The organism is Microcoleus sp. A2-C3 (assembly GCF_036706065.1).
Classification (GTDB): Bacteria; Cyanobacteriota; Cyanobacteriia; order Cyanobacteriales; family Microcoleaceae; genus Microcoleus.
Genome location: NZ_JAUBVX010000014.1, coordinates 86,395 through 111,627, shown reverse-complemented (window position 1 = coordinate 111,627; position 25,233 = coordinate 86,395). Strand labels below are relative to the sequence as shown.

Genomic DNA, 25,233 nt, shown 5'->3' with positions numbered 1-25,233 from the left:
GTGCTGACGGGACTCTGCACTTAGTGGAGCAGCCGTCCCGCCTGTGGTTGACCGAGTCAACCTAAAATCTCAAATCTCAAACCTCAAATCGACATGACTTTGACAAATGATTGAAGTAGAACACTTAAGCAAAACTTACGGTTCGACCGCAGCGATCGCGGACGTGTCCTTCTCGGTCGAATCAGGAGAAATTCTCGGTTTTTTGGGGCCAAACGGCGCTGGCAAAACCACAACCATGCGGATTTTAGCGGGATATTTGCCCGCATCCAGCGGTACCGCCCGCATCGCCGGCCTCGATGTTCACGAAAACTCGATGGCTGTCAGACAACGCATCGGCTATCTGCCAGAAAACCCGCCGCTTTATCCAGAAATGACTGTGGAAGGGTTTCTGTTTTTTGTGGCGCGGATTAAGCAAGTACCTGCGGGCGATCGCGCGCGACGAGTTACTTCCGCGATCGAACGCTGCGGCCTCGTTGAAAAACGCAAAGTTTTAATCCGCAAACTTTCCAAAGGATTTAAACAGCGAGTTGGTATCGCGCAGGCGATCGTCCACGATCCACCAGTTATTATCTTAGATGAACCAACCGTCGGCCTCGACCCGCGACAAATTATCGAAGTCCGCAATTTAATCAAAAGCCTCGGCGGCCAACACACAATCATCCTTTCGACCCACATTCTGCCGGAAGTCAGCATGACTTGCAACCGCGTCACCATCATCAATCGCGGTAAAATCGTCGCTGCGGGGACTCCCGAAAATTTGATGGGAGAGTTGGCAGTGGGAGAGGGTTACGAACTCGAAGTTGAAGGCGAGGCGGAATTGGTAAACAGTCTGCTGTTGCCTTCTTTGGAAAATGTGCCGGGAGTTCGATCGATCGAATTGATTCCCAGCCAGCAATTTTTAGCCAGTCGCTACTGCCTGCGGGCATTGTGCGAATCTGACATAGAACCGGGACGAGAAATTGCTACAGCTATTATCGCCTCTGGATTCGGACTATGTGAAATGCGTCGCTCTCGCGCTACTCTGGAAGATGTGTTTTTAAGGCTGACAGCGGCTGAAAAAAAACCGGAAGAAAATCTTCTGGTGCACAGCGAACCGGAGGTCGATCGAAATCTCCAAGAAGTCACAGAAATTCAAGATTCGATTGCGGATTCTCATCAATCGGAATCACAACCGATTGCGGATTCTCATCAATCGGAATCACAACCGATTGCGGATTCTCATCAATCGGAATCACAACCGACGATCATCGCGGAAAATCTGCCAGTTTCAGATAAACAAGAGTCTTTCTATGATTCTCATTCAGCATCGGAACCAGTTACAGAAACTGAAGAGTTGCTTTATGATTCTGCACCAGAATTAGAACCAGTTGCAGAAACCGTACAGCCGATAGAACATCCTCAACCAGAATTAGAACCAGTTGCAGAAACCGTAGAGTTGAGAGAAGATCCTCAACCAGAATCAGAACCAGTTGCAGAAACCGTACAGCCGATAAAAGGGAACCATCTCAGTTTGGGTGTCACAGAAACCCGATCATCTGACTCGCTACAGATATCTAAACAAGCAAGCAGGATGTTCACTTTTATAAAAAACATTTTTTACAAAAGTGAGAGACCCCCGATAGAACCTTCTCCACCAGCACCAGTTGTCGAAAATCTAGAAGTTGTAGAAACAGAAGAGTCGATCGCACTTTCTCAACCAGAATCCGAACCAGTTGTCGAAACCGTAGAGTCGATCGACTATTCTCAACCAGAACCGATTGTCCAAAATCTAGAAGTTTCAGAAACCGTAGAGTCGATCGACTATTCTCAACCAGAATCGGAACCAATTACAGAAACACCAGAGGAAATAAGCGATTTAGAACCAGGAATGCAGCCAGTGGTAGATTTTCTGGAAAATGTAGAAAGACAAGAATCGATCGAGCCTTATCAACCAGAACCGATTGTCGAAAATCTGCTCATTGTCGAAACGGTAGAGTCGATCGAGCCTTATCAACCAGAACCGATTGTCGAAAATCTGCTCATTGTCGAAACGGTAGAGTCGATCGAGCCTTCTCAATCAGAACCGATTGTCGAAAATCTGCTCATTGTCGAAACGGTAGAGTCGATCGAGCCTTCTCAACCAGAACCGATTGTCGAAAATCTGCTCATTGTTCAAATGGTAGAGTCGATCGAACCTTCTCAACCAGAACCCGAACTGATTTTAGATACACCAAAGTCGATCGAACATTCTCAACCAGAATCCCAACCAGTTGTAAAAAATCGGCCAATTAAAAAAAAGCCACAACCGACTAGCGATTCTCGACCAGAACCACCACCCCTTACCAGAAAGCGACAAATAGAAACAAATCCCCAAAATACCAACGACAGCGAACCACACCCACCCGCCGACAAAACAGAATGAACCAATTACCAACTACTCAATCCCAAATCCCCAATTCCCAGGTTAGTAATGATTAGTAATATCATCGCCATTTATCGCAAAGAACTGCAAAGCTATTTTGCATCGCCATTAGCATACGCCATCGCCGCCGTCTTTTGGCTGATCACCGGCTACTTTTTAATCGCCATTCTTCTCGCCCCCGACGGCTTAATTCCCCAAATCAGCCAGCGAGACCAAGCAGGAATTACTGAACCTCCCATCGATGTAGCCTACGAATTTCTGCAACTATTTCTGCGAATCATGGGTTCCCTTTCACTGTTCGTGCTACCCGCACTTTCAATGGGACTTTACGCAGAAGAACGCAAACGCGGAACCCTAGAACTTTTAGCCACATCGCCCTTAACAAACTGGGCAGTTGCTACGGGCAAACTCCTCGGCGTTTTAACATTTTATACCACAATGTTGTTGCCCCTGCTGTTCTGCGAGGCGATCGCCCTCAGTTCCTCAACCCCACCCGTACCCGCCGGTGTCCTCCTACTAGGACACGGCGGCTTAATCTTACTAGCAGCCGCAGTATTATCCCTCGGAATGTTTATTTCCTCCCTCACAGACAGCACAATTTTATCAGCCATTCTCACCTTCGCTCTAGTATTATTTCTGTGGGTAATCGATGCAGCCGCCGTCAGTATCGGCGGTCCCTTCGGATCAGCATTAGGACAGTTGTCACTCCTCACAAATTATACTAATCTTGTCAAGGGAGTTTTTGATACCAGCAGTTTAATTATGTTGGCCAGTTACACCATTCTGGGAGTATTTCTCACCGCCCAATCCATCGATGCGCTGCGATATCAGCGTTCTTAAAAGCATCAGGCAAGGCTTCGGGGAATAAAGAGGAAAGAGTGGAAAAATAGGAGATTTGGAGAGTTGCACATTAAAGAAGACACCACCAATGCCCAATGCCCAATCCCTCCGCTTCGCTTCGCCCAATGCCCCATTCCCAATGCCCAATGCCCAATGCCCAATGCCCCATTTCCAATTAATGTTAGTTATTCCACTAATTGCTTAAAACAATGAGATTTATCAATCCAAAAATCGACTGTGCGTTCAAAAAAATATTCGGTTCCTGCGACAGCAAAGATATCCTAATTAATTTTTTAAACGCCATCCTTTATGAAGCACAGCCAGTCATCGAAGACTTAGAAATAATCGACTCCCCACCTGGAAATCAAACTTTCGGAGTCCCAGACACACACCTAGATGTCAAAGCCACTATTAACTGCGGCAGAATAGCCCTCATTGAAATCCAACTGCTCAACGTGCCTTCCTTCGAGAACAGAGTGTTGTACAATGCTGCCAAAACCTACAGCCTGCAATTAACAGGAGAAGAACGCTATGAAAGACTAAAAACAGTAATTTCCTTGAAAATTGCCGACTTTGAAATGTTGGAAAATCAGCCAGAATTTATGACGACGTTTGTTTTCAAAGAAAAAGATAAAAAGTTTGAGAGTCCAGATACTGAAATAGAATTAGTATTTGTCGAATTGCCAAAATTTAGCAAAGAATTAGCACAATTAGAAACAGCAGCCGACCAATGGATTTACTTTCTCAAAAATACCAGCAGCCTGGAGACAGTACCAGAAACACTCAGTGCAGTTCCCGAAATACACAAAGCTTTTAGAATTGCCAGCGAGGACAACTTTAGTCAGGAAGAATTAAATGAATTGCAGAACGAAGAAGAGTGGATTCAAGACCAGCGGATTGCCCTAGATTTAGCAAAAGAACAGGTGACAAAAACCGCTCAACAGTCGTTAATATTGCGTCAAATCGTGCGGCGTTTAGGCACAATACAACCGGAAACAGAAAACAGCATTCGTCAATTAGGCGTACAGGAATTAGAAGAATTAGGAGATGCCGTCCTGGATTTCAACAGTCTGTCAGATTTGACAGCCTGGTTGCAGCAGGCTAATAGGATATAGAATAACATTCTCTAACCGGAATTTGGTCACATAATATTTACGTTATGAAAATTAGCAAAACAAATTGGAAATACGTTTTTTGGCTGGGCCCCATCCTCACCGCAGCCGGGTTAACAGCAAGACTTGTATCCGCAGCGTGGGAACCCCTCACAGTTGGTCTAGTGATTGCCGGAATAGTGACGATCGCACTTTGGCTGCTATATTTGACTAACGAACAAGGCTTTTGGGGGCGACGTTCCACTCAAGCGAGTACCAACGCCCTGATTGCTACCATCGCCGTCTTTGTGATTCTGGGAGTAATTAACTTCATAGCATTTCGCTATCCCGTCCGCATCGACTTAACCGAAAGCCAACAATTTACTCTCGCCCCCCAGACTCAACAAATATTGCGAAACCTGCAACAACCAGTCAAAGTTTGGGTATTTGACCCCATCCAAAACCCGCAAATTAAAGAATTACTACAAACCTACAAACGCGAGGGAGGCGAAAAGTTTCAATATGAGTTTGTTGACCCCCAGACTCAACCCGGAAAAATCCGGGAATTTAGCATTACCAGCATCGGAGAAGTTTACTTGCAATCTGGTGACAAAAAACAGGTGCTGCAAAAAGGTGGTACGGCTTTTGGTAGCGACCCGAATCAAGGTCTTTCGGAGATCAAACTTACCAATGGCTTAGAAGAAATTCTGAGCACTCGTACTCCTACAGTATACTTTTTGCAAGGTAAAGGAGAACGCCCGCTGAAAGAAGGTCAAGGCGGAATTCAGCAAGCTGAAAAAGCTCTGAAAGACAAGTATTATAAAGCCCAAACGCTGAATTTTACCGAACGTAAAGAAGTCCCGGAAGATGCAGATGCTTTAATTATTGCTGGGTTGGAAAAACCGTTTGTAGATACAGAAATTAAAGCACTAAAAGCTTATCTCGATCGCGGCGGCAGTTTATTGCTAATGGTAGACCCGGCAATTAATACGGGATTGGACAAATTTCTGCAAGAATGGGGCGTAAAACTAGACACCCGTTTGGCTATCGATTATTCCGATAATGGTAAAAGATTCGGGCTCGGCGTCACGGTTCCCACAGTTAGGCGCTACGGCGAACATCCGATTACTCAAAGTTTTGGCAACGGTATTTCATTTTATCCGTTTGCGCGTGCTTTGGAAATCTCGACAGTAGAAGGGATAGAGGAAAAACCGCTGATTTGGACGAGTGAGGAAAGTTGGGCGGAAAGCGATTTGACGACTAAGAAATTGGAGTTCGATCAGAAGACCGATCGACAAGGCCCGTTATTATTAGGTGTGGCTTTAGTGCGATCGGGTTCTGACACCACTCCCTTAAACCGCTCACCCTCACCAACACCCGTCACGCCTTCACCCCAAGCATCCCCGACAACTTCGCCAACAACATCACCATCGCCGACAACATCACCATCGCCGACAACTTCGCCATCGCCAACAACTTCACCATCGCCAACAACTTCGCCAACAACATCACCATCGCCAACAACTTCGCCATCGCCAACAACTTCGCCAACAACATCACCATCGCCATCGCCGACAACTTCGCCATCGCCGACAACTTCGCCATCGCCAACAACTTCGCCATCGCCGACAACTTCGCCATCGCCGACAACTTCGCCCGTAGCTTCCCCCATCAGCTACTCAGTGATTGTTTCCCAAGAAGCTACGCCTCCAGCATTACCGACGATTTCGCCAATACCCACAGCATCTCCGACACAAGACCCGGAAAGTTTGCCAACACCAACACCAACAGCCACAATATCTCCCGGAAGTTCGCCCACACCAACAGCCACACCAACAGCCACAGCATCTCCCAGTCCAATAGCAACTCCTTCTGTACCTTCAATTCCTAAAAAAACAGCGAGAATGGTAGTCATAGGTACATCTCAATTTATTACCAACGGTTGGTTCGACCAACAACTCAATAGCGACGTGTTTCTCAACTCGGTCAGTTGGTTGAGTAAACCAGACCAACAGAGCTTTTCTATTAGTCCGAAAAAAGCTACCAACCGCCGGATTAACATGACTGTCGTCCAAGTAGGATTGCTGGTTTTAGCTTGGCTAATTTGGCCTTTACTCGGACTGGCAATTGGTGGCGCTATCTGGTGGAAGAGAAGATAATTACGAAGGAAGAGGGAAGAAGGAAGAGGGAAGAAGGAAGAGGGAAGAAGGACAAAAATAAGATTATCCCTTTTGCCTATTTCTTGTTTTTATACCCATTCCTAATTCCCAATTCCCAATTCCCAATTCTCAATTCCCCGTTAGAAGGAAGAAGGAAGAAGGAAGAGGGAAGAAGGACAAAAATAAGATTATCCCTTTTGCCTATTTCTTGTTTTTATACCCATTCCCAATTCCCAATTCCCAATTACCCGTTATTAAGTAAATCCACTTAATTAAGCGTAAAATATGGAGCGCTAAAAAGCTGTCTGTGTATATCTTCTTCCTTCTTCCTTCTTCCTTCTTCCTTCTTCCCTCTTCCCTCTTCCTTCTTCTTCCTTCTTCCTTCTTCCCTCTTCCCTCTTCCTTCTTCCTTCTTCTTCCTTCTTCCTTCTTCCTTCTTCCTTCTTCCTTCTACTTATGAAATTGCAGAAAAATACATTCATATTGATAGCCGTCGCGCTAAGCATGATTGGGTTCGTTTCTTTGTACGAGATGCAAGTGTCTCCGAAACAGGAAGCGGCTAAGGAAGAGAAACAGAAAATTTTTACTTTTAAGTCCGATCGCGTACAATTCTTTACAGTCAAAACTCCTGAAAAAATCTTGACTTTTGAGCGAGTTTATGCAACGAAAGGAGGTAACTCTAGCTGGGAAATGAAATTGCCAGTGCAAGCACACGCGAGTCAGGCATCGGTGGATTTTTTGCTGGACAGGCTGGCAACAGGAAAGAGCGATCGTACAATTGATATTACCGCCGCTCAACTGCCAGAATTCGGTCTAGATAAACCCCAAGCTACAGTCACAGTCAAGCTGGACAACCAGGAAACTCATCGCCTAGTTTTAGGCAAAACAGACTTTACTGGCCGCTTCTTGTACGCCCAAGCCAATCCGGCGGAAGCGCCCCCTCAAAATTTAGCCCAAACTTTACCAGTGCTGCTAGTGCCTTTTGACTTTAAAAATGCCGTCCAGCGACCTTTGTCAGAGTGGAAAAAAGCAGAAGCGCCCAAACCAGAGAAGCCGCAAACACCCTCACCATCTCCCACACCAAGTCCTGAGAATCAATAGATGTCAGGTCGATGAGACTTGAATTGCAAAAATACTTAGGACGGGCTAGAAGCCCATCCGAAAATTTTTTTTTCTTGTGGGATGGGCTTCTAGCCCGTCCGAAAATTTGCTTAAAAGGACTTTGGCAATCTTGGCTATGGTATCAGGTGCAGGACGCAAGACATTCGGTAGGGCGCAGGAGCAACCTGAGATAGAATTTAAAGAACAAATTCTAAAACCTGTGACTTCCTAACATTCCTCGCCTAAAATACAGAAAAGTCTAAAGTTAAACTGGATTCAAACGGCGTGCATTAACCCCAGGAAAGGGCGAATATGTTTCAGACAGCACTCAACCAAGGTACGACAGCAACGGATACAGCGCTTGACGTTGAACTCCGCAAGGTCTTTAAGGTATTTAACGGCGAAACCGCAGTTCGCGGAGTTGACCTTAGCATTCGTCAAGGAGAATTTTTTAGCATTCTCGGTCCCTCCGGCTGCGGTAAGACTACCACGCTGCGTTTAATCGCTGGTTTCGAGACTCCCTCGGCGGGCGAATTGATGATTCGCGGCCAGTCGATGACTAATACTCCAGCTTACCGCCGTCCGGTAAATACTGTGTTTCAAAGCTACGCCCTGTTCGGACACATGAATGTCTGGGACAATATTGCTTTTGGATTGCGGATTAAAAAGCTGGGGAAATCGGAAGTAGAAGAACGGGTACGGGAAGCTTTGCAATTGGTGAAAATGGAATCTTTCGCCAACAGGTTTCCGGGTCAAATGTCGGGCGGCCAGCAGCAGCGGGTGGCTTTGGCGAGAGCTCTGGTAAATCGACCGGCGGTTCTACTGCTGGATGAACCCCTGGGTGCTCTGGATTTGAAGTTGCGTAAGCAGATGCAGTTGGAATTGTCGAATTTGCATCAAGAGTTGGGTTTGACTTTTGTGATGGTGACTCACGACCAAGAAGAGGCGATGAGTCTTTCTGACCGGATTGCGGTGATGCACGAGGGCAGGATTGAGCAAATTGGCTCTCCAGAGGAAATTTATGAGTGCCCGCAGACGGCTTTTGTGGCGGATTTTATTGGTGATACGAATTTGTTTTCTGGTACGGTGGAGTCGATCGACCGATCGACTCTCACAGTTCGCACATCAGCCAATCTGAAAATAATCGTTCAGCAGTCGGATATGTGGAGTGGTGTCACCGGCGACTCTGTAGTAGTCAGCGTCCGGCCCGAAAAAGTATATTTGAATCTCTACCAGCCGGAAGTGTCGGTCAACTGTTTTGAAGGGCGGCTCAAAAATACTATGTACATGGGCACCCACGTTCATTACGTGGTTGAGTTACCGTCGGGCGATCAAATTACTGTGCGCCAGCCAAATACCGGCGGCTCTTTCCCAGACCCGCACACGCCGATTTATGCTTACTGGGGGACTACTGATTGTCTGGCTTTGGGCGATCGATCCTAACGGGGGAGAGGGGGAGAGAGGGAGATTGGGAGAGGGGGAGAATGGGAGAGGGGGAGAGGGGGAGAATTCCCAATTCCAATTCCAATTACCAATGCCCAATGCCCAATCCCTCCGCTTCGCTTCGCCCAATGCCCAATGCCCAATGCCCCAATCTAAAATCTAAAATCTAAAATCTAAAATCAAACTGTGCCTCCGACAAATCTACCAATTTCCAGGATTTTCCCGGCTAATTCGACACGCCGTCAGTTCCTAAAAAATTCGGCGGCGACAATCTCAGGGTTAGCTCTTTCGAGTTGTGGCTGGCGACTTGCAGACGTACAATCTGCTCCTCCCGTCAAAGGTGCTGCTGACCAACTTTTTATCTATACTTGGGCAGGCTATACCGATAAAGCTTTGCTCGATCGCTTTGCCGAAAAAACCGGCATTCGCGTCATCGCCGACGTGTTTAGCTCCAACGAAGAGATGCTGGCTAGAGTTCAAGCCGGCGGTGGCCGCGCCTACAGCATCATTTACCCGTCTGACTACATGGTGGTTCAGATGACGGAACTGGGGCTGTTGACTCCATTAGACCACTCGATTTTGGGCGGACTCGATCGCCTAAAAAAACAGTTCCAAAACCCTGTATATGACCCAGGAAACCGCTACAGCGTGCCTTTGAGTTGGGGAACGACAGGCTTAATTTACAACAGCGAACAACTCAAAGAAGCTCCTGAAGATTGGGGCTATTTGTGGGAGCACAAAAAAGAGTTAGCAAGGCGAATGACGCTAGCCAGCGATGTTCGAGAAGTTATGGGCGCTGCGTTGCGGATGCTGGGCTATTCTCTGAATTCTACGAACCCAGAGCAAGTTAAACAAGCTTACGAAAAGTTGGTGGAACTCAAACCTGCGATCGCATCTTTCACAACAGACGCTTGGCGGCCGCAAATGTTGACGGGGGATTTGAAGGTAGCTATGTGTTATTCTTCTGATGCTAATGAAGTAATTCCCGACAACGATAAATTGAAATATGTCGTGCCAAAAAGCGGTTCTTCTCTGTGGACTGATACTTTGGTAATTCCGAAAGGTGCTCCCAATTCCGAAGCAGCTTACAAATGGATTAACTTTATGCTGCAACCGGATGTTGCTGCTTCTTTAGTCGAACGGCTCAGTTTTTCAACTCCTTCGGAAGATGCTTTTAGTTTGTTAACGCCGGAAGTCCGCGAAAACGAAATTCTTTTCCCCTCGGAAGCTGTTTTAAGAAATTGCGAAGGTGTTGCTCCGGTAGGCAAATTTATGGAAGTGTACGATCGCTATTGGACTAAGTTAACCAGCGGCTGATCGTCACCTGTAGGGCGGATTTTACGCGCAATCTCTGACTTTTACCCAATTTTTACATCAATCCGCCCCCATAGTCGATCGCCCACTCGATCCATATTATATCCGCGTTAATCTGCGTTAATCTGCGGTTAAAAACTCAAAAAAAATTGATTTATGGCTGTTTCCACCAAAGCTCCCCCTCCTATTCCTCCCAATGCTCCCTCGAAGCCTGAAACACTTCCCCCGTGGTCTAAGTGGGCTGGGCCGCTGGCATTGCTCGGCCCTTCTGGCTTGTTTCTGGTTTTATTATTAGTAATACCAACTCTGGTGATTTTTCAGCTTAGTTTGGTGCCAAATATTAAGCCGGGAGATTTGGTGAATCCTTCGGGAATCGCCAACTACCTGCGAGTGTTTGAGCCGCTGAATTTGCAGGTGATGGGTCGATCGCTCTTTTTCGCCACGGGAACGACTATTCTGTGTTTATTGCTGGGATTTCCCGTCGCTTACTGGATAGCCCTCAATGTCTCCCCCAAGTGGCGGAATTTAACATTGTTGGGCTTTGTGTTGCCGCTGTGGACTTCTTCGCTGTTGCGATCGTATGCTTGGATTACAATTCTGCGTCCTACGGGCGTTCTCAACTCGCTGCTGTCACTTGTCGGCATCCCTCCTCTAGAATTGCTAAATCAAAGTTCCGCAGTTTTAATCGGCATGGCTTACAGCTATTTGCCTTATATCGTAACAATTCTCTACGCTTCTTTGGAAAAGCTCGATCGCAGATTACTAGAAGCGTCTCAGGATTTGGGTGCCAATCCGATAGAAACTTTCTGGAAAGTGACAGTACCCCAGACAATGCCAGGGATTGCGGCGGGTTCTTTGCTAGTATTTATTAGCTGTTTGGGCGATTTTGTAGATCCAGAGTTGCTCGGTGGAGCTTCCAGCATGACGGCGGCTCGTTTGATTTACAATCAGTTTTTGGGGGCGACTCAAAATTGGGGGCTAGGATCGGCTCTGAGTATGGTATTAATTTTTGCAGTGAGTATCGGAATTGCACTTTTACTCAAATATGGCGATCGTAATGCAGTTTAAGAAGAAGGAAGAGGGAAGAAGGAAGAGGGAAGAAGGAAGAGGGGAAAAATAATTATACTTTTCCTAATTCCCAATTCCCAATTACCAATTCCCAATTACCAATTCCCAATTACTAATTCTCCATTACCAATTACAAATTACCCATTACTATTACCAATTCCCGATTAACGAGATATGGAAAATACCGCCGACAATCCACAGGAGGAAATACAACCCGATATGTACTTAAAACCTAAATTTAAGATTTCTTGGCAGGCAATATTCACCGTTTTGATGTTTTTTTATATGTACCTGCCCATCCTGGTACTCACATTTTACAGCTTTAATAAATCGCGTTTTAGCGCCGGCTGGGAAGGATTTACTTTAGATTGGTACGTTAAATTATTTAGCGATACGCGGATTTTAATCGCCCTGAGAAACAGTTTAACAGTTGCTGTTTGTGCAGTGGCAATCTCGGCTGTACTCGGAACTTTGATGGCCGTTGGTTTAGCCCGCTACCGCTTTCCCGGCAAAAGTTTATATCAAGGAGTTTCCTACTTACCGATTATTATTCCAGACATTGCCAGCGCGGTTGCTACTCTGGTATTTTTAGCGGCACTAGCTATTCCTCTGAGTTTATGGACAATTGTTGCCGCCCACGTTGTGTTTTGTCTGGCTTACATCGCCCTAGCTGTTTCTACTAGATTGGCAGATTTAAACCCGTATTTAGAAGAGGCTGCCTTAGATTTGGGTGCAACGCCTGTTGAAGCTTTTATTCAGGTTTTGCTACCTCAATTAATACCTGGAATTGTTTCGGGTTGTCTGCTATCTTTTGTCCTGAGCATGGACGATTTTTTGATTGCGAGTTTTACCGCAGGTAGCGGGACTACAACTCTGCCGATGGAAATTTTTAGCCGGATTCGGACTGGGGTAAAACCGGATATTAATGCTTTGAGCGTGCTGTTGATAGTAGGTTCGGGAGGATTGGCGTTTTTAGCGGAATATTTGCGCGGTAGGGGCGATCAAAAACGGGCTAATTAGTCAGTTGTCAGTTGACAGTTGACAGTTGTCAGTTGTCAGTTGTCAGTTGTCAGTACGCTTGGTTAGGGCTTTTTGCTAATTTTATTTATGGTTGTTGTCGCAAGCGTATTGGATTATGTTTTTTTCATTGTGAGCTATGGGTGGCAATCTCAAGTCCCTGGGATTGCTTTCCCGAAGCGCAATGACATTATTTCCTAAGTTTGTAGTTTTTACTGCTAACTCACCTTTTTAGTTAATCCGCATTTAAATTATTGTGAGGTGAGCTTCTAGCCCGCCCCCACAAATTCAATCTAAATGCCGCAACAGCTTATTTTGCTGGTAATTTCACCTTACTAGCCAAACCGAGTGCTTCCATGACTTGAATTGTCATCCAAGTAAAGTCAAATTCCCACCATTTCATACCATGACGGGCAGAGTATTGATAAGCGTGGTGGTTGTTGTGCCAGCCTTCGCCGTAAGTCAAAACCGCAACCCACCAACAATTAGTAGAACTATCTTTAGTTTCGTAGGTGCGGTAGCCAAATTTGTGAGTTGCACTGTTCACAAACCAAGTGCAGTGATACACCAAAATTAAGCGGACAAAAATCACCCAAACTACAAAGGGCCAGCCTGCGGCGAAGTAAAGCAACACGCCAAAGACGATTTGTATGGGGAGAAAGTAGTTTTGCAAAAATTGGTAAAACGGATCGCTCGAAATGTCTTTTGTGCAGCGGGAAATTTCAGCGTGAGCGGGGCCTTTATACAGCATCCAGCCGATGTGGCTCCACCAAAAACCATTCTGGGCGTTGTGAGGGTCGATCGCATTTTGGTCAGAGTGGGTATGGTGTAAACGGTGTAACCCAACCCAATCAATTATTCCTCCTTGACAGGCAAGGGCACCGCAAAATGCTAGAAAGTATTCTACGAATTTTGGTGTCTGAAAACTGCGGTGCGTGAGCAGGCGGTGCCATCCGAGAGTTATTCCCAAACCGCCGGTTATCCAGTGCATAAATACTGTTAAACCAACTGCTGTCCAGTTAAAGTTACTCGGAAGCAATGCGAACAAAGCGCCGATGTGAAGTCCTGCTAAACTAATAACGTGCTTCCAATTGTATTGGAGTTTTTCTTGTGTTGCTAAAGTCATGCTGTTTTTGATTTCTGATGAGATGCAGACCGGGATTCACGCATAAGAGTTTGGATTGAGTTGTGAACTGTTTTGCTGTACACTTGCCCAAACTGATAAAGAATGAATGATAGATTTTGGATGAGGATTGAAAAACAATTACCAGAAAGAATTGGTTTAAAGCCTCCACCCTTGTAGGGAGAAATTAAAATCAAACTATTCATTACTCCAATCCTCTTCCTTCTTTTGTCAAGTGCTGTCAACTGTCAAGTGTCAACTGTCAACTCAATGAAGGTTTTATTTTGAAATTAAAAGTTTTAGCTGCGAAACAAAAATTTTTGTTCCCAAACCAATTATAACTGATTATGGTGTTGGTTGGGTCGATCGCACCAGACGATTCAATCTCAGTTGAACCCAACCAAAACCCGATCGCCAAAACAGCATTAGGCATTGGTTACGAGCCATTAGTCCAAAACTGACGACCGACAACCAATGACTAATTGCCGAGCTATTCTGCTGGTAATTTCACTTTGGTTGCCAAACCCAGTGATTCCAGCAGTTGAATTGTCATCCAGGTGATGTCGATTTCCCACCATTGGAGACCGTGACGAGCGGAGTATTGGAAGGCGTGGTGGTTGTTGTGCCAGCCTTCGCCGTAGGTGAGTACAGCAACCCACCAGCAGTTGGTCGATTGATCGCCCGACTCGTAGGTGCGGTAGCCGAATTTGTGGGTAGCGCTGTTAACCAGCCAGGTGCAGTGGAACACCACCACGATCCGCATAAATACGCCCCAAACCACGAAAGACCAGCCGCCTAATAAATAAAGCAGCACACCGAAGACAACTTGGATGGGGATAAAATATGCTTGGAGAAACTTGTATACTGGGTCGTCGCCAATGTCTTTTGTAAAGCGGGGGATTTGAACTCTCATCGGCAGATCTGAGATCATCCAACCCATGTGGCTCCACCAGAAGCCTTGATTGGAATCGTGGGGATCTTCTTCGGTGTCGGAATGTATGTGGTGTAACCGGTGCATTCCTACCCAGTCAATGGGGCCGCCTTCGCAGGAAAGAGTACCGCAAATCACTAGGAAGTATTCGAGCCATTTCGGTGTTTGAAAACTACGGTGGGTAACAAGACGGTGAAATCCGAGGGTGATCCCTAAACCACCTGTTACCCAGTGCAGGAATACTGCTAAGCCGACAGCAGACCAGCTAAAATTACCCGGCAGCAGAGCAAATAGAGCGCCGATGTGCAGAAAGGCCATAAAGCCTACCACAGGCCAATCAGGAGAAGTTTTTTTGGAAGTTGCAATCGTCATGAAGATATTATGTTTACAAACTAGGGGCCGCATTTACGCGATAATCAGCAGCGCGCACGCAAATGGTGAGCGAGGTATAGATGAATAGCGTTTCACGGCTACAGGAAGCAGAACAGGCACTCTTTCAGATTTTTTCTGGTATTGACGCGACAGTCAAGCAAAATCTGCAACGAGTCTTAAAAGCTTTTCGCAGCCACCGGGTTGGAGTCCACCATTTTGCAGGTGTTACGGGTTACGGCCACGATGATTTAGGGCGGGAAACTTTGGACGGGGTGTTTGCCGAAGTGGTAGGGGCCGAGGCGGCGGCGGTGCGGGTACAGTTTGTTTCGGGTACTCACGCGATCGCCTGTGCTCTGTTTGGAATCCTACGTCCTGGTGACGAAATGTTGGCAGTTGCTGGTTCTCCCTACGATACTTTAGAAGAAGTGATCGGCTTGCGGGGGCAAGGTCAAGGTTCACTGATTGAGTTTGGCATCCTTTACCGTGAGTTGCCTCTAACTCGCGAAGGAAATATGGATTGGCAGGCATTGAGCTCTGCTATTTCAGCAAAAACTCGCCTGGTTTTTATCCAGCGCTCTTGCGGTTATTCTTGGCGATCGAGTCTGTCTATTTCTGAAATTAAAAAAATCGTCGATCTAGTCAAACATCAAAATCCTAACACAATTTGCTTTGTTGATAATTGTTACGGGGAGTTTGTTGAGGATTGCGAACCTACTGCTGTGGGTGCGGATCTGATGGCTGGTTCTTTGATCAAAAATCCGGGGGGTACGATCGTCCCTGCGGGTGGTTACGTCGCCGGCCGGGCCGATTTGGTAGAAGCGGCAACTTGTCGCTTGACAGCGCCGGGAATCGGCAGCAGCGGGGGCGCGACTTTTGATTTGAATCGCTTGCTGTTTCAGGGTTTGTTCATGGCCCCTGGCTTCGTAGGAGAGGCGATCAAGGGCAATCATTTGACGGCTTATGTTTTTTATAAGTTGGGTTATCGGGTGAATCCGATTCCTTTGGCGAGGCGCAGAGATGTGATTCAGGCGATCGAATTCGGTTCTGCTGATAAGTTAATTGCTTTTTGTAGGGCGGTTCAGCAAAATTCTCCAGTCGGCTCGTATTTAGATCCGGTGCCGGCGCCGATGCCGGGGTACGAGAGTCAATTGGTGATGGCTGGAGGTACTTTTATTGATGGGAGTACCTCGGAGTTTTCGGCTGATGGGCCTCTGCGGGAACCTTACGTGGCTTTTTGTCAAGGGGGAACTCATTGGACTCATGTGTCGATCGCCCTGGAAGCTGCGATCGAGGCTGTAGGGCCGGCAAGCGTGAAGATGTGATTAAGGTCGATCGGCTAAATTTGTGACTAATCGACCGTCTTCCATGTAGATAATTCGATCGGCAATATCGAGAATACGGTTGTCGTGCGTCACTAGCAAAATCGTGCAGCCTTGTTCCTTTGCTAGTGTCTGCATGATCTCCACCACATCTCGCCCGGATTGTTTATCTAAAGCCGCGGTAGGTTCGTCCGCTAAAACTATTTTAGGGCGACTGACTAACGCGCGGGCGATCGCCACCCTTTGTTTTTGTCCTCCCGACAAATTTTCAGGGTAATAATTAACGCGATCGGTCAAACCCACAGCTTCCAACATTGATATTGACAAAGCATCCATATTCTGATTCAGCATTTCCTTATGTAATTCCAAAGACATCCGCACATTTTGCTTAGCCGTCAAAAACGTCATCAAGTTATGCGCTTGAAAAATATAACCAATTTGCTTTCTCAACTTAGTTAACTGATTCTTACTAGCGCCGCGTATTTCTTCCCCCAGAATATTGAGACTCCCTTCTTGAGCCGAACGCAGACCGCCTAGCATCGTCAATAAAGTCGTTTTCCCCGAACCAGAGGGCCCCGTCATAATTACTATTTCACCGGGGTTAATATCGAGATTAATGTCAAATAAAGCTTGTTTTTTGAGGGAACTTTGACCGAAATAATGGTTGAGATTTTTGACTGAAATTACTGGTTTATTTATGATATTTTTATCGAAATTTGCGGGAGAATTTAGGGTTTGCATAGTGATTTTTGGTGATTTATTTTACCGCTTATTCTTCAGTCGGCGGAGGCAGACTTTGTTTGTGTAGGATCGGTTTCAACCGCCGAGTTTTGTTCTAGAAAATATCTGCCGGATCGGCTGATTGCAATTTTCGCAAAGCCAGCGCCCCAGAACCAGTACACATCACAATCGTCAAACCCAACACAACAGTCGCTCGATTTGCAGTCATCGAAATCGGTAGCAATGTAGCAGATTGAGCCAAAGAATACAATCCGTTAGCCAAAACAATTCCCGGTATAAAGCCCAAAACAGCTAATAACAAAGCTTCCTGAACTAAAACTCCGACTAAATAGCGATCGCTATATCCCATAGCTTTTAAAGTCGCGTACTCAGCCAAGTGATCCGAAACATCCGAATAAAGAATTTGGTAAACAATAATCAGACCAACAATGAATCCGATGATTGTACCGAATCCGAAAATAAAGCCGATCGGGGTGGCGTTTCCCCAGTAAGCCTTTTCAATTTCCGCAAATTCTGCTAAAGTCAGAACTTTGACATCATCCGGCAATATAGCTTTCAACATTGACTGAACTTTGACAATATCAGCCCCAGGCTGCAACTGAATTAAACCCACATCAATTTCATCCGGTTTGCGATCGGGAAATAAATTCATGAATGTAGAATCGCTAGCAATCACATTACCGTCAGCCACGAAAGAAGTACCAAGAGTAAAGACTCCTCCTACTTGAATATTGCGTTTGTTTAGTTCGGTTTCGAGGGTAGATTCTTTGTTGAAAATATTGGCAATTTCGCCATATTCAGGTCGAGAAGCTTGGTCAAACAACACATGATTGAACATTTGAATTTTAGCTAGCTTTTGATTGACATCCGGCAAATTAAATGTAGTGCTTCCCGGATCAATCCCAAAAATCAAAATCCCTCGCGTAGTGCGGTTTGTGGGATTTCGCCACTGTCCCATTCCAATATATAATGAACTTACGGACTTGACTCCTGCAACTCCTTGTGCTTGATAAAGTCGCTCTCTGTTGAACTGTTTTACCGCAGCAAAAGTTTCAAATTGAGGATTAATTAAAACTAAATCTGTCTGTAAACTTTCGTGCGGCTTAACAGCAGAATCGAAGAGTGCATCTTGAAATCCTAATTGCACAAAAATCAGAATATCTGCAAAGGCAATTCCGGCGATAGCAACCGCAAGACGAGTTTTTTCTCTGGTTACTTGCAACCAAGCAAGGGGTGTTTTGCGAAACATAAATTTTGGGAATTAGTAATTGGGATAATCCGGTCGGCAGAAACCCGGTTTTTTACGAAAATATTGCATCGCAGCCTTTAATATCGGTGAAAAACCCGGTTTCTTTGTGGGCGAGTGCCTAAGTCTGATCAGCCTTAATCAGCGCTGGAATATCAGATTGCATAATTAAATTAATATTGCGTGAAATCTTATCAATCTCCCAATCCCACCAGCGAATTTGTAACAGTTGTGCAACCTCATCATCGCTAAAACGCTGCTTGATTGAACCTGCGGGATTTCCACCAACAACCGTGTAAGCGGGAATATCTTTTACCACAACAGATTTAGCAGCAATAATTGCACCATCGCCGATTTTGACTCCCGGCATAATCACCGACTCATAACCGATCCAAACATCATTGCCGATGACAGTATCGCCTTTACTTGGTAGTTCGATTAATAGATTCATCGCCGTTTCCCAGCCGTTGCCAAAAACAGGAAATGGATAGGTAGAAATGCCGTCGAGTTTGTGATTTGCACCGTTCATGATAAATTTGACGCTGGTGGCGATCGCACAAAATTTACCAATAATTAATTTCTCACTCCCGTAATGGTAAAGTACGTTTCTCTCAAAATTTTCTGGATCTATTGGATCGTCGTAGTACGAGTAATCGCCGACAATAATATTTGGCGATTTAACAAAGTTTTTGATAAAGCAAACCCGGCGCTGGTCTACCATCGGATAAGGTCGGTTTGGATCAGGTCCAAATTCTGCCATTTTCAGAATCTCCCTAATTTTGAATTGCTACTTGTACCTGCAAATTGGTCAATTCTGCAACTTGTTTGCTAGCTTCAGGATTTAAGTGAATTTTAACTTCCACAACTCGGCTGTCTAAGTTTTCTCCCGGCTGGTTACTAAACACGTTTTGCTTACTAACTTTCAACCCAATTTCTTTAACTGTTCCTGCTAATTCTCCTGAAAATGCTTGGCTGGTAACGGCTGCTTTTTGTCCAACCTTAATTTTGCCGATGTCCGTTTGGTAAACTTCGGCGACGACTACCATTTGCTCAGTTTCTCCCACGTCTGCAATCCCGTTATCGCTGATTTTTTCCCCTGGGCGAGTGTGAATTTTCAGGATTTTTCCGGGGTTCGGAGTGCGGATGTAAGCTTGATTTAATTCGGTTTGGGCGCGCTTGACTTGGGCGATGGCGCTGTTGATTTCGGTTTGCGCTACTTGGATATCTACGGGCCGAACTTCGCCTATTCTTTCGAGAGTTGCTTGGGCTTCTTTCCCTTGTTCGCTACCACTATTTTTAATGCGATCGAGATTTGCTTCGGCTTCGTTAAGTTGCTGAATTCCTGTACTGTTAATTCGGGCAAGATTTGCCTCGGCTTCATTAAGTTGCTGAATTCCTGTACTGTTAATTCGGGCAAGATTTGCTTCGGCTTCTTCAAGCTGTTGTTTTGCCGTATTGTTGATGCGGCTGAGATTTGCTTCGGCTTCTTTAACTTGCTGGCGACTTGTTTCTAACGTCAGCCGTTTGGTGTCCATTACGGATTTAGAAATTGCGCCTTCGTCAACGAGTTGTTTGTGCCGCAGATATTCGGTTTCTGCATTATTAGACTCGGCTTTTAATTTGTTAATTGCGGCTGTTTGTGCTGTTTTTTCTCCTTGCCACTGTGCAGTTATTCTGCTAATTGTTGCTGTTTGTGCTTTCCTTTCTCCTTGCCATTGTGCGGTGATTCTGCTGATAGTTGCTTGTTGTGCGGTTCTTTCACCTCGCGATTGCGCTTGGATGCGATCGACTGTTGCTTGTTGCGCCGCTTGATTTCCTTGCAATTCCGCTTTTAGCTTGCCAATTGTGGCAGATTGTGCTGCAAGTTCTCCCGACTTGGCGCCTGCTTTTACCTTGGCTAAACTGGCTTCAGCAACTTTGACTTTTTCTTTGGCTTCGTCTAAAGCAGATTTTAGCCGATCGCCCGCATCCAAAATCGCGATCAACTGCCCTGCTTTCACGCGATCGCCCTCTTTGACTAAAAGCTTCGCAATGCGATCGCCATCCAACGTCTGCGACACTCCCAAGCGAATCACTTCCCCCAGCGGTTCCAATCTTCCTAATGCCGTGATTTTCCTGGGTGGCGGCGTTTCTACGGGTAAAGGTTCAGCATTTTTAGCTAAAAATCCAAACTGAGAAATGCCGTAAATACTTGTACCAACACTAATAGCAGCGCCAGCAATTACTAATCCCATTACCAATTTATTTTTAGGCTTGATGAAATATTGAAAATTCATATTCCTCCTATATTTGCGGTTGTTTTTTTTCTAAATAAGCTAGTAGCATTTCTTTTAATAAATTCGCTTGTTCCGCAAAAGATATCCTTTCACCTTGATAAAATCTTCTTGCCAGTAATCCGTCAACATAGTTGATAATAAATATAGCAATTGCTGGATCGGAAATACCCAAGTAGCAACAAACTGCCTCTTCATAACGCTTTCCCGCTTGCTGGAGTGCCTGATTATTCTCAATTTCTTGGCGCGTTTTGTGTTGACAAAAATCAAATGTAATCAAAAAATTTTTAGTAAGGTAATCTTCATTTTCCCCAATATAATCCATGATTTCTTGAATCCTTTCTCCTAGGGTTGGCGGATTTCCCAATTCTGCCAGCGCTTCTTCTTTGGTATCTTCATAGCTCAAGTATTCAATTAACTGTTCGAACAGACTTTCTTTACTAGGGAAATAGTGGTAAAGCGTGCCTGTAGAAACTCCAATTTCCGAGGCAATTTCGCGCATTGTGACTGATGAATAGCCTTTTTCGGCAAAGAGCTCAAAACTTTTGTTCAGCAGTTCTTTGCGGTACAATTCGCGGTCAACAATCTTTGGCATAGGTCGATCGATCTTCTGATGTTTGATTCCAGATCCTAGGTTATCGGAGATTTAAGGGCGATCGACTAAATATTCCTATATCGAACATCCGATATAGTATAACCGACTACAAAACAGGCTTTTGGTGGCTGAGCTTGGAAAAATAAGGTATATCGAACAGTTGTTATAATTAATCTTGCACAGACTAGCAGAGCTTGTCAAGGGGTGCAGTAAAATTATTTTTAGAGTCGATTTGTCGGGGCGGATTGAGTACACAATCCCAAACACCGCAATCAATATTCCTAAAAAACCCGCCAATCCTGCGAATTAGCACCTGAATGATTATGAAAATCCGAACCTACGAAATCAGCGACACCGAAAAAATTGTCAAACTGTTCTATGACACCGTGCACGAAGTCAATATCCGCGATTACACAACAGCCCAAGTAGATGCTTGGGCACCGGCAGACACCGACATTGAAATTTGGATGCAAAGCTTAAGCAGTAAATTTACTTTTGTAGCAGAAGAAGGCGATACAATCGCAGGTTTTGGAGAATTAGAAACCAACGGCCATATCGATCGCTTTTACTGTCACAAAGACTTTCAAAGACAAGGAGTTGGCAAGCTAATTGTAACACGAATTGAGTCAAAAGCCCAAGACTTAGGACTTAAAAAGTTATTTGCCGAAGCCAGCATTACAGCCAGAGCTTTTTTTGAAAGCCGGGGATTTATGGTGATTAGAAAGCAAGAAGTAGAACGGATGGGTCAAAAATTCATCAACTTTGTCATGGAAAAATATCTATAAACAACAACCTTTTGTGTAAAATTAGATCGAAGAGTTTTGCGGAGGAGTTGCGATGGTGACGGAAGCTACAAATGTTCTGGGTGGAAAATTAGAAACTTGCTGCACGTCGCCGATGACAGGCTATTATCGGGACGGCAAATGCAATACTGGTGGCGGTGATTTTGGAGCTCACACCGTTTGTGCTCAACTGACAGAAGACTTTTTGCAATTCACCAAATCCAACGGAAATGATTTGAACACTCCCGTACCCGCATTTAATTTCCCAGGTTTGAAGCCTGGAGATTGTTGGTGTTTGTGCGCTTCTCGTTGGAAGGAAGCAATGGATGCTGGATGTGCGCCGCGCGTGGTTTTGTCAGCGACTCACGTTTTAACTTTGGAATACGTTTCTTTGGACGAATTGAAGGAACACGCTGCTGATTTGTAGGAATGTGCGATCGCTTTTAGTCCATAAGGGCGATCGGGTTTTTCTGATAAATACCCAATTTATCCTTCGCGACTGAATATTTAAGGGCGATCGGGCGTCATTGTAAAGTTTTATGGTTGAGTTGGTGGTTCCCACTTACAGATAGACTCTGGCTTTAGAGGGCAGGTTTTAGGGGCGATCGGATTTCCGCTGAGGTCGAGCAAAATCAGTTTAGTCAAAGATTGCAATGGTTTAATGTCGCTGATTTTATTTTTATCGAGGCGGAGCGAAATCAGTTTAGTCAAAGATTGCAATGGTTTAATGTCACTGATTTTATTTTTATCGAGGCCGAGTCCAATCAGTTTAGTCAAAGATTGCAAGGGTTTGATATCGCTGATTTTATTGTTGTCGAGGTTGAGTCCAATCAGTTTAGTCAAAAATTGCAAGGGTTTGATATCGCTGATTTGATTGTTGCTGAGGTAGAGCACAGTCAGGTTAGTCAAAGATTGCAATGGTTTAATGTCGCTGATTTGATTTTGGCTGAGGGATATCTCAGTTAGGTTAGTCAAGGATTCTAGCGGTTTGATGTCACTAATTTGATTTTGGCTGAGGGATATCTCAGTTAGGTTAGTCAAGGATTTTAGTGGTTTGATGTCGCTAATTTGATTGAATCCGAGGTAGAGCCAAGTCAGCTTAGTCAAGGATTTTAGCGGTTTGATGTCGCTAATTTGATTGCCGCCGAGGTTGAGACTAGCTAGCTTAGTCAAAGATTCTAGCGGTTTGATGTCGTTGATTGGATTTTGGTTGAGAACGAGCCAAGTTAGCTTAGTCAAGGATTTTAGCGGTTTGATGTCGCTAATTTTATTGCCGCCGAGGTTGATACTAGCTAGCTTAGTTAAGGATTCTAGCGGTTTGATGTCGCTAATTTTATTGCCGCCGAGGTTGAGACTAGCCAGCTTAGTCAAGGATTTTAGCGGTTTGATGTCGTTGATTTTATTAAATGTTAATTCTAGCCTAGTCAGTTTAGTCAAAGATTGCAAGGGTTTGATATCGCTGATTTGATTGTTCCAGAGGTTGAGAATGCTCAGGTTAGTCAAAGATTGCAAGGGTTTGATATCGCTGATTTGATTATTATTGAGACCGATCACAGTCAGGTTAGTCAAAGATTCTAGCGGTTTGATGTCGTTGATTTGATTGTTGCTGAGGACGAGCTCCTTCAGTTTAGTCAAGGATTCTAGCGGTTTAATGTCATAGATTTGATTGCCAACGAGGGAGAGCCGAGTCAGGTGAATTAAGGATTCTAGCGGTTTGATGTCACTTATTTTATGGTTTTCGAGGAAAAGATCCGTGAGAATAGAAAGTTTCCGATCTGCCACACCGCACTCTGTAGTCCCTGCTGTCTTCAACAGCACTTCAACTGTATGTTTCACTTCAGGACTTAAAGAACCTTTTTTGCGACACCAATCAGCAAATGTTCGTCCTCTTTTTTTCGGTTGCGGTTCAGAGACTAACGCCGAAGATCTATTGTTTCCAGATTGCGGATCTCCGGCTAACTCAGAAGGTCTATTTCCACATGATGCTAGACAGATCGCACAACAAGTAACTGCGATCGACTTTGGTAAATTCTTATGTTTGTTTGCAAATATAAGTGTCATAATCTTGTACCTCTAATTTTCTGAACTGTATACAACAAAGACACGGCAATACCGTGTCCCTGCAAAACAGCTATTAAAAACTCTGTCTATCCGCCTCACTCTGGTAACTTATATTGTCCCACAATCCGCTTAGCATATTCCGGCACATGAGCTTCTAATTTCTCCGGGTAATTCCGCTTCACATACAGATAATTGCGAGTGAAATGAGAATCAATTGAAAAGCGCGCATATTCCAAACCCTTCGGCCCAATTCTCTCAATAAAAACACCCATCAACTTCGCCGCCCACATCGGTAAAGTCACCCCTTTCTCGTAAGCCGGAATACTTTGCTGAACAGCTTCTTTTCTATTTCCTTGAGACATCACCGGCTGAGTGTTGAGCTGATCCGCTACCAAATCTAACATTTCTTGCCCGGTGTCATTTCGCACCACAATCCACTGCCAGCCAAAGGGTGCGCCCATGTAGCCGACAACTAAATCTGCTAAAGAATTCACATAGTCAAAACAGCTCAAACAAGAAGGAGCAAAAACATCTTTCAATTGTTTAGTATTCAGCCCGAAAAATGGCACTTTTTCGGTAGAACCATCTTCGTGTTTGAAGTGAACGTTAAAGTCTTGCATAAACTCGTAAGAGACCACGGTTTCAGGAGAGCGGCTAGTCGTATCTAGAAATTTCTGCAAGCCCGCGCGGCTGACATTATCGACACAGGGAGTTCCCAAAACGTAGAGCTTTTCTAAACCGAGTTTTTTCTCGACTGTTCGCAAAGCTTGAATTTGACAGCCGACGCCAATTACTAACAGCCGCTTCATCCCTGACTTCTCGATTTGTTCCAATACTGAAAGGTTGGGAGATAGAGTTGGCTTGTTGACTTTTGCTGCGAGAATTTCTTCGCGATTTCTCGCAATTATTGGCATCGGTTGAAAGCGGTCTTCTTTGGTGTTTTGGACGCAGACAACGCCTTCAACAATGCCTTTTTCTAGCATTTCAATGGCGATTGAGCTGACAATTCCCGTCCACTGAGCGCCCTCGATTGGTTCTTTTTTCTTAGCCGCCATCATATTTTGACTGACGCCGAAATACCAATCGTCGGGATTGTCGAGATTGCGCGATCGCCCGTGAATCTCTTCTTCTAGTTCTGCGATATGCTGAGTTAAGAAAGCGCAAGCTTCCTTGACATAATGGATATAATATGTATCGCACAAACCGCATTCGCTGCAAAGCTCTTTAGCGGGGCGGCGGCTTCCGGGTTTGAGGGCTTTAGATTTTTGGTGTTTAGTAGAATCTGTTGCGGTCATCTAAATTGCGGATTTTATGGAGAAACGCCTTTTGTTAGGATATCACACCAATTCCGGCGAT

22 protein-coding genes and 1 pseudogene are annotated in these 25,233 nt (G+C 45.1%); 13 read left to right on the top strand and 10 right to left on the bottom strand.

The genetic code is table 11. The features are described from left to right. Positions 1-106: 106 nt before the first annotated feature. The 5 genes and pseudogenes from QUB66_RS10635 to QUB66_RS10615 all read left to right on the top strand — a co-directional run. Positions 107-1,129 (top strand): annotated as a pseudogene (locus QUB66_RS10635) (ABC transporter ATP-binding protein); the annotation flags it as partial. A 1,320-nt stretch (positions 1,130-2,449) separates the two neighbouring features. Further along, on the top strand, positions 2,450-3,241 hold the full coding sequence (locus QUB66_RS10630; RefSeq protein WP_265235704.1) for an ABC transporter permease: 792 nt from the start codon (positions 2,450-2,452) through the stop codon (positions 3,239-3,241). Between the two features lie 209 nt (positions 3,242-3,450). Then, the gene (locus tag QUB66_RS10625; RefSeq protein WP_265235703.1) at positions 3,451-4,356 is read left to right on the top strand and encodes an Rpn family recombination-promoting nuclease/putative transposase; all 906 of its coding nucleotides are present in this window, start codon (positions 3,451-3,453) and stop codon (positions 4,354-4,356) included. Between the two features lie 44 nt (positions 4,357-4,400). Continuing rightward, positions 4,401-6,491 (top strand): GldG family protein, encoded by a 2,091-nt coding sequence (locus QUB66_RS10620; protein ID WP_332969815.1) that lies wholly within the window; start codon positions 4,401-4,403, stop codon positions 6,489-6,491. Continuing rightward, positions 6,476-6,763, top strand: a complete 288-nt coding sequence (locus QUB66_RS10615) for a hypothetical protein (RefSeq protein WP_332969816.1) — start codon at positions 6,476-6,478, stop codon at positions 6,761-6,763. The genes QUB66_RS10620 and QUB66_RS10615 overlap by 16 nt, the downstream gene beginning before the upstream one ends. Before the next feature lie 21 nt (positions 6,764-6,784). Here the strand turns inward: QUB66_RS10615 and QUB66_RS10610 are convergent, their stop codons facing one another. Beyond that, positions 6,785-6,997: a hypothetical protein gene (locus QUB66_RS10610; RefSeq protein ID WP_332969817.1), complete on the bottom strand. Its 213-nt coding sequence runs from the start codon at positions 6,995-6,997 to the stop codon at positions 6,785-6,787. 25 nt (positions 6,998-7,022) lie between these two features. Here QUB66_RS10610 and QUB66_RS10605 point away from each other — a divergent pair, with 25 nt between their 5' ends. The 5 genes from QUB66_RS10605 to QUB66_RS10585 all read left to right on the top strand — a co-directional run bounded on the left by QUB66_RS10605 (position 7,023) and on the right by QUB66_RS10585 (position 12,437). Next, on the top strand, positions 7,023-7,592 hold the full coding sequence (locus QUB66_RS10605) for a DUF4340 domain-containing protein (RefSeq protein ID WP_265235729.1): 570 nt from the start codon (positions 7,023-7,025) through the stop codon (positions 7,590-7,592). A gap of 312 nt (positions 7,593-7,904) precedes the next feature. Next, a complete protein-coding gene (locus tag QUB66_RS10600; protein ID WP_265235699.1) occupies positions 7,905-9,035 on the top strand; it encodes an ABC transporter ATP-binding protein in 1,131 nt (376 codons plus the stop codon). A 186-nt stretch (positions 9,036-9,221) separates the two neighbouring features. Then, the gene (locus QUB66_RS10595; protein ID WP_332969818.1) at positions 9,222-10,352 is read left to right on the top strand and encodes an ABC transporter substrate-binding protein; all 1,131 of its coding nucleotides are present in this window, start codon (positions 9,222-9,224) and stop codon (positions 10,350-10,352) included. 153 nt (positions 10,353-10,505) lie between these two features. Next, a complete protein-coding gene (locus tag QUB66_RS10590) occupies positions 10,506-11,417 on the top strand; it encodes an ABC transporter permease (RefSeq protein WP_265235697.1) in 912 nt (303 codons plus the stop codon). Positions 11,418-11,591: 174 nt separating this feature from the next. After that, positions 11,592-12,437 (top strand): ABC transporter permease, encoded by an 846-nt coding sequence (locus QUB66_RS10585; protein WP_265235696.1) that lies wholly within the window; start codon positions 11,592-11,594, stop codon positions 12,435-12,437. Between the two features lie 307 nt (positions 12,438-12,744). On the opposite strand, the gene QUB66_RS10580 is transcribed toward QUB66_RS10585, so the two are convergent. Continuing rightward, entirely contained in the window at positions 12,745-13,560 is an 816-nt protein-coding gene (locus tag QUB66_RS10580) for an acyl-CoA desaturase (RefSeq protein ID WP_265235695.1), read from the bottom strand. Positions 13,561-14,047: 487 nt separating this feature from the next. Next, positions 14,048-14,860 (bottom strand): acyl-CoA desaturase, encoded by an 813-nt coding sequence (locus QUB66_RS10575; protein WP_265235694.1) that lies wholly within the window; start codon positions 14,858-14,860, stop codon positions 14,048-14,050. 80 nt (positions 14,861-14,940) lie between these two features. On the opposite strand from QUB66_RS10575, the gene QUB66_RS10570 reads away from it, so the two are divergent. Beyond that, complete coding sequence (locus QUB66_RS10570) at positions 14,941-16,182, top strand: methionine gamma-lyase family protein (protein WP_332969820.1); 1,242 nt, start codon at positions 14,941-14,943, stop codon at positions 16,180-16,182. Here the strand turns inward: QUB66_RS10570 and QUB66_RS10565 are convergent, their stop codons facing one another. From QUB66_RS10565 to QUB66_RS10545, 5 genes are all read right to left on the bottom strand, one after another. Then, the gene (locus QUB66_RS10565) at positions 16,183-16,920 is read right to left on the bottom strand and encodes a DevA family ABC transporter ATP-binding protein (RefSeq protein ID WP_332969821.1); all 738 of its coding nucleotides are present in this window, start codon (positions 16,918-16,920) and stop codon (positions 16,183-16,185) included. It abuts the gene before it with no gap. A 94-nt stretch (positions 16,921-17,014) separates the two neighbouring features. Further along, a complete protein-coding gene (gene devC, locus QUB66_RS10560; RefSeq protein ID WP_265235691.1) occupies positions 17,015-18,169 on the bottom strand; it encodes an ABC transporter permease DevC in 1,155 nt (384 codons plus the stop codon). A gap of 118 nt (positions 18,170-18,287) precedes the next feature. After that, complete coding sequence (locus QUB66_RS10555; protein ID WP_265235690.1) at positions 18,288-18,926, bottom strand: Vat family streptogramin A O-acetyltransferase; 639 nt, start codon at positions 18,924-18,926, stop codon at positions 18,288-18,290. Between the two features lie 13 nt (positions 18,927-18,939). Beyond that, positions 18,940-20,442: an efflux RND transporter periplasmic adaptor subunit gene (locus tag QUB66_RS10550; RefSeq protein WP_332969822.1), complete on the bottom strand. Its 1,503-nt coding sequence runs from the start codon at positions 20,440-20,442 to the stop codon at positions 18,940-18,942. 7 nt (positions 20,443-20,449) lie between these two features. Continuing rightward, positions 20,450-21,034 carry a TetR/AcrR family transcriptional regulator gene (locus QUB66_RS10545; protein ID WP_332969823.1) on the bottom strand — a complete coding sequence of 195 codons (585 nt, stop codon included), beginning with the start codon at positions 21,032-21,034 and terminating at the stop codon, positions 20,450-20,452. Between the two features lie 323 nt (positions 21,035-21,357). On the opposite strand from QUB66_RS10545, the gene QUB66_RS10540 reads away from it, so the two are divergent. Both QUB66_RS10540 and QUB66_RS10535 read left to right on the top strand, forming a co-directional pair. After that, on the top strand, positions 21,358-21,819 hold the full coding sequence (locus tag QUB66_RS10540) for a GNAT family N-acetyltransferase (protein WP_332969824.1): 462 nt from the start codon (positions 21,358-21,360) through the stop codon (positions 21,817-21,819). A gap of 52 nt (positions 21,820-21,871) precedes the next feature. Continuing rightward, a complete protein-coding gene (locus QUB66_RS10535; RefSeq protein WP_332969825.1) occupies positions 21,872-22,243 on the top strand; it encodes a DUF2237 family protein in 372 nt (123 codons plus the stop codon). 110 nt (positions 22,244-22,353) lie between these two features. Here QUB66_RS10535 and QUB66_RS10530 read toward each other — a convergent pair whose 3' ends face one another. Both QUB66_RS10530 and QUB66_RS10525 read right to left on the bottom strand, forming a co-directional pair. Beyond that, a complete protein-coding gene (locus tag QUB66_RS10530; protein ID WP_332969826.1) occupies positions 22,354-23,877 on the bottom strand; it encodes a leucine-rich repeat domain-containing protein in 1,524 nt (507 codons plus the stop codon). Between the two features lie 95 nt (positions 23,878-23,972). Beyond that, positions 23,973-25,172 carry a Coenzyme F420 hydrogenase/dehydrogenase, beta subunit C-terminal domain gene (locus QUB66_RS10525; protein ID WP_332969827.1) on the bottom strand — a complete coding sequence of 400 codons (1,200 nt, stop codon included), beginning with the start codon at positions 25,170-25,172 and terminating at the stop codon, positions 23,973-23,975. Positions 25,173-25,233: the final 61 nt, after the last annotated feature.

Coding starts and splice junctions, on each gene's coding strand:
- QUB66_RS10630 (WP_265235704.1), top strand. CDS start 2,450: ATGATTAGTAATATCATCGCCATTTATCGCAAAGAACTGCAAAGCTAT.
- QUB66_RS10525 (WP_332969827.1), bottom strand. CDS start 25,172: ATGACCGCAACAGATTCTACTAAACACCAAAAATCTAAAGCCCTCAAA.
- devC (WP_265235691.1), bottom strand. CDS start 18,169: ATGTTTCGCAAAACACCCCTTGCTTGGTTGCAAGTAACCAGAGAAAAA.
- QUB66_RS10600 (WP_265235699.1), top strand. CDS start 7,905: ATGTTTCAGACAGCACTCAACCAAGGTACGACAGCAACGGATACAGCG.
- QUB66_RS10555 (WP_265235690.1), bottom strand. CDS start 18,926: ATGGCAGAATTTGGACCTGATCCAAACCGACCTTATCCGATGGTAGAC.
- QUB66_RS10610 (WP_332969817.1), bottom strand. CDS start 6,997: ATGCTTAGCGCGACGGCTATCAATATGAATGTATTTTTCTGCAATTTC.
- QUB66_RS10625 (WP_265235703.1), top strand. CDS start 3,451: ATGAGATTTATCAATCCAAAAATCGACTGTGCGTTCAAAAAAATATTC.
- QUB66_RS10550 (WP_332969822.1), bottom strand. CDS start 20,442: ATGAATTTTCAATATTTCATCAAGCCTAAAAATAAATTGGTAATGGGA.
- QUB66_RS10565 (WP_332969821.1), bottom strand. CDS start 16,920: ATGCAAACCCTAAATTCTCCCGCAAATTTCGATAAAAATATCATAAAT.
- QUB66_RS10570 (WP_332969820.1), top strand. CDS start 14,941: ATGAATAGCGTTTCACGGCTACAGGAAGCAGAACAGGCACTCTTTCAG.
- QUB66_RS10620 (WP_332969815.1), top strand. CDS start 4,401: ATGAAAATTAGCAAAACAAATTGGAAATACGTTTTTTGGCTGGGCCCC.
- QUB66_RS10530 (WP_332969826.1), bottom strand. CDS start 23,877: ATGACACTTATATTTGCAAACAAACATAAGAATTTACCAAAGTCGATC.
- QUB66_RS10540 (WP_332969824.1), top strand. CDS start 21,358: ATGAAAATCCGAACCTACGAAATCAGCGACACCGAAAAAATTGTCAAA.
- QUB66_RS10580 (WP_265235695.1), bottom strand. CDS start 13,560: ATGACTTTAGCAACACAAGAAAAACTCCAATACAATTGGAAGCACGTT.
- QUB66_RS10535 (WP_332969825.1), top strand. CDS start 21,872: ATGGTGACGGAAGCTACAAATGTTCTGGGTGGAAAATTAGAAACTTGC.
- QUB66_RS10545 (WP_332969823.1), bottom strand. CDS start 21,034: ATGCCAAAGATTGTTGACCGCGAATTGTACCGCAAAGAACTGCTGAAC.
- QUB66_RS10575 (WP_265235694.1), bottom strand. CDS start 14,860: ATGACGATTGCAACTTCCAAAAAAACTTCTCCTGATTGGCCTGTGGTA.
- QUB66_RS10585 (WP_265235696.1), top strand. CDS start 11,592: ATGGAAAATACCGCCGACAATCCACAGGAGGAAATACAACCCGATATG.
- QUB66_RS10605 (WP_265235729.1), top strand. CDS start 7,023: ATGCAAGTGTCTCCGAAACAGGAAGCGGCTAAGGAAGAGAAACAGAAA.
- QUB66_RS10590 (WP_265235697.1), top strand. CDS start 10,506: ATGGCTGTTTCCACCAAAGCTCCCCCTCCTATTCCTCCCAATGCTCCC.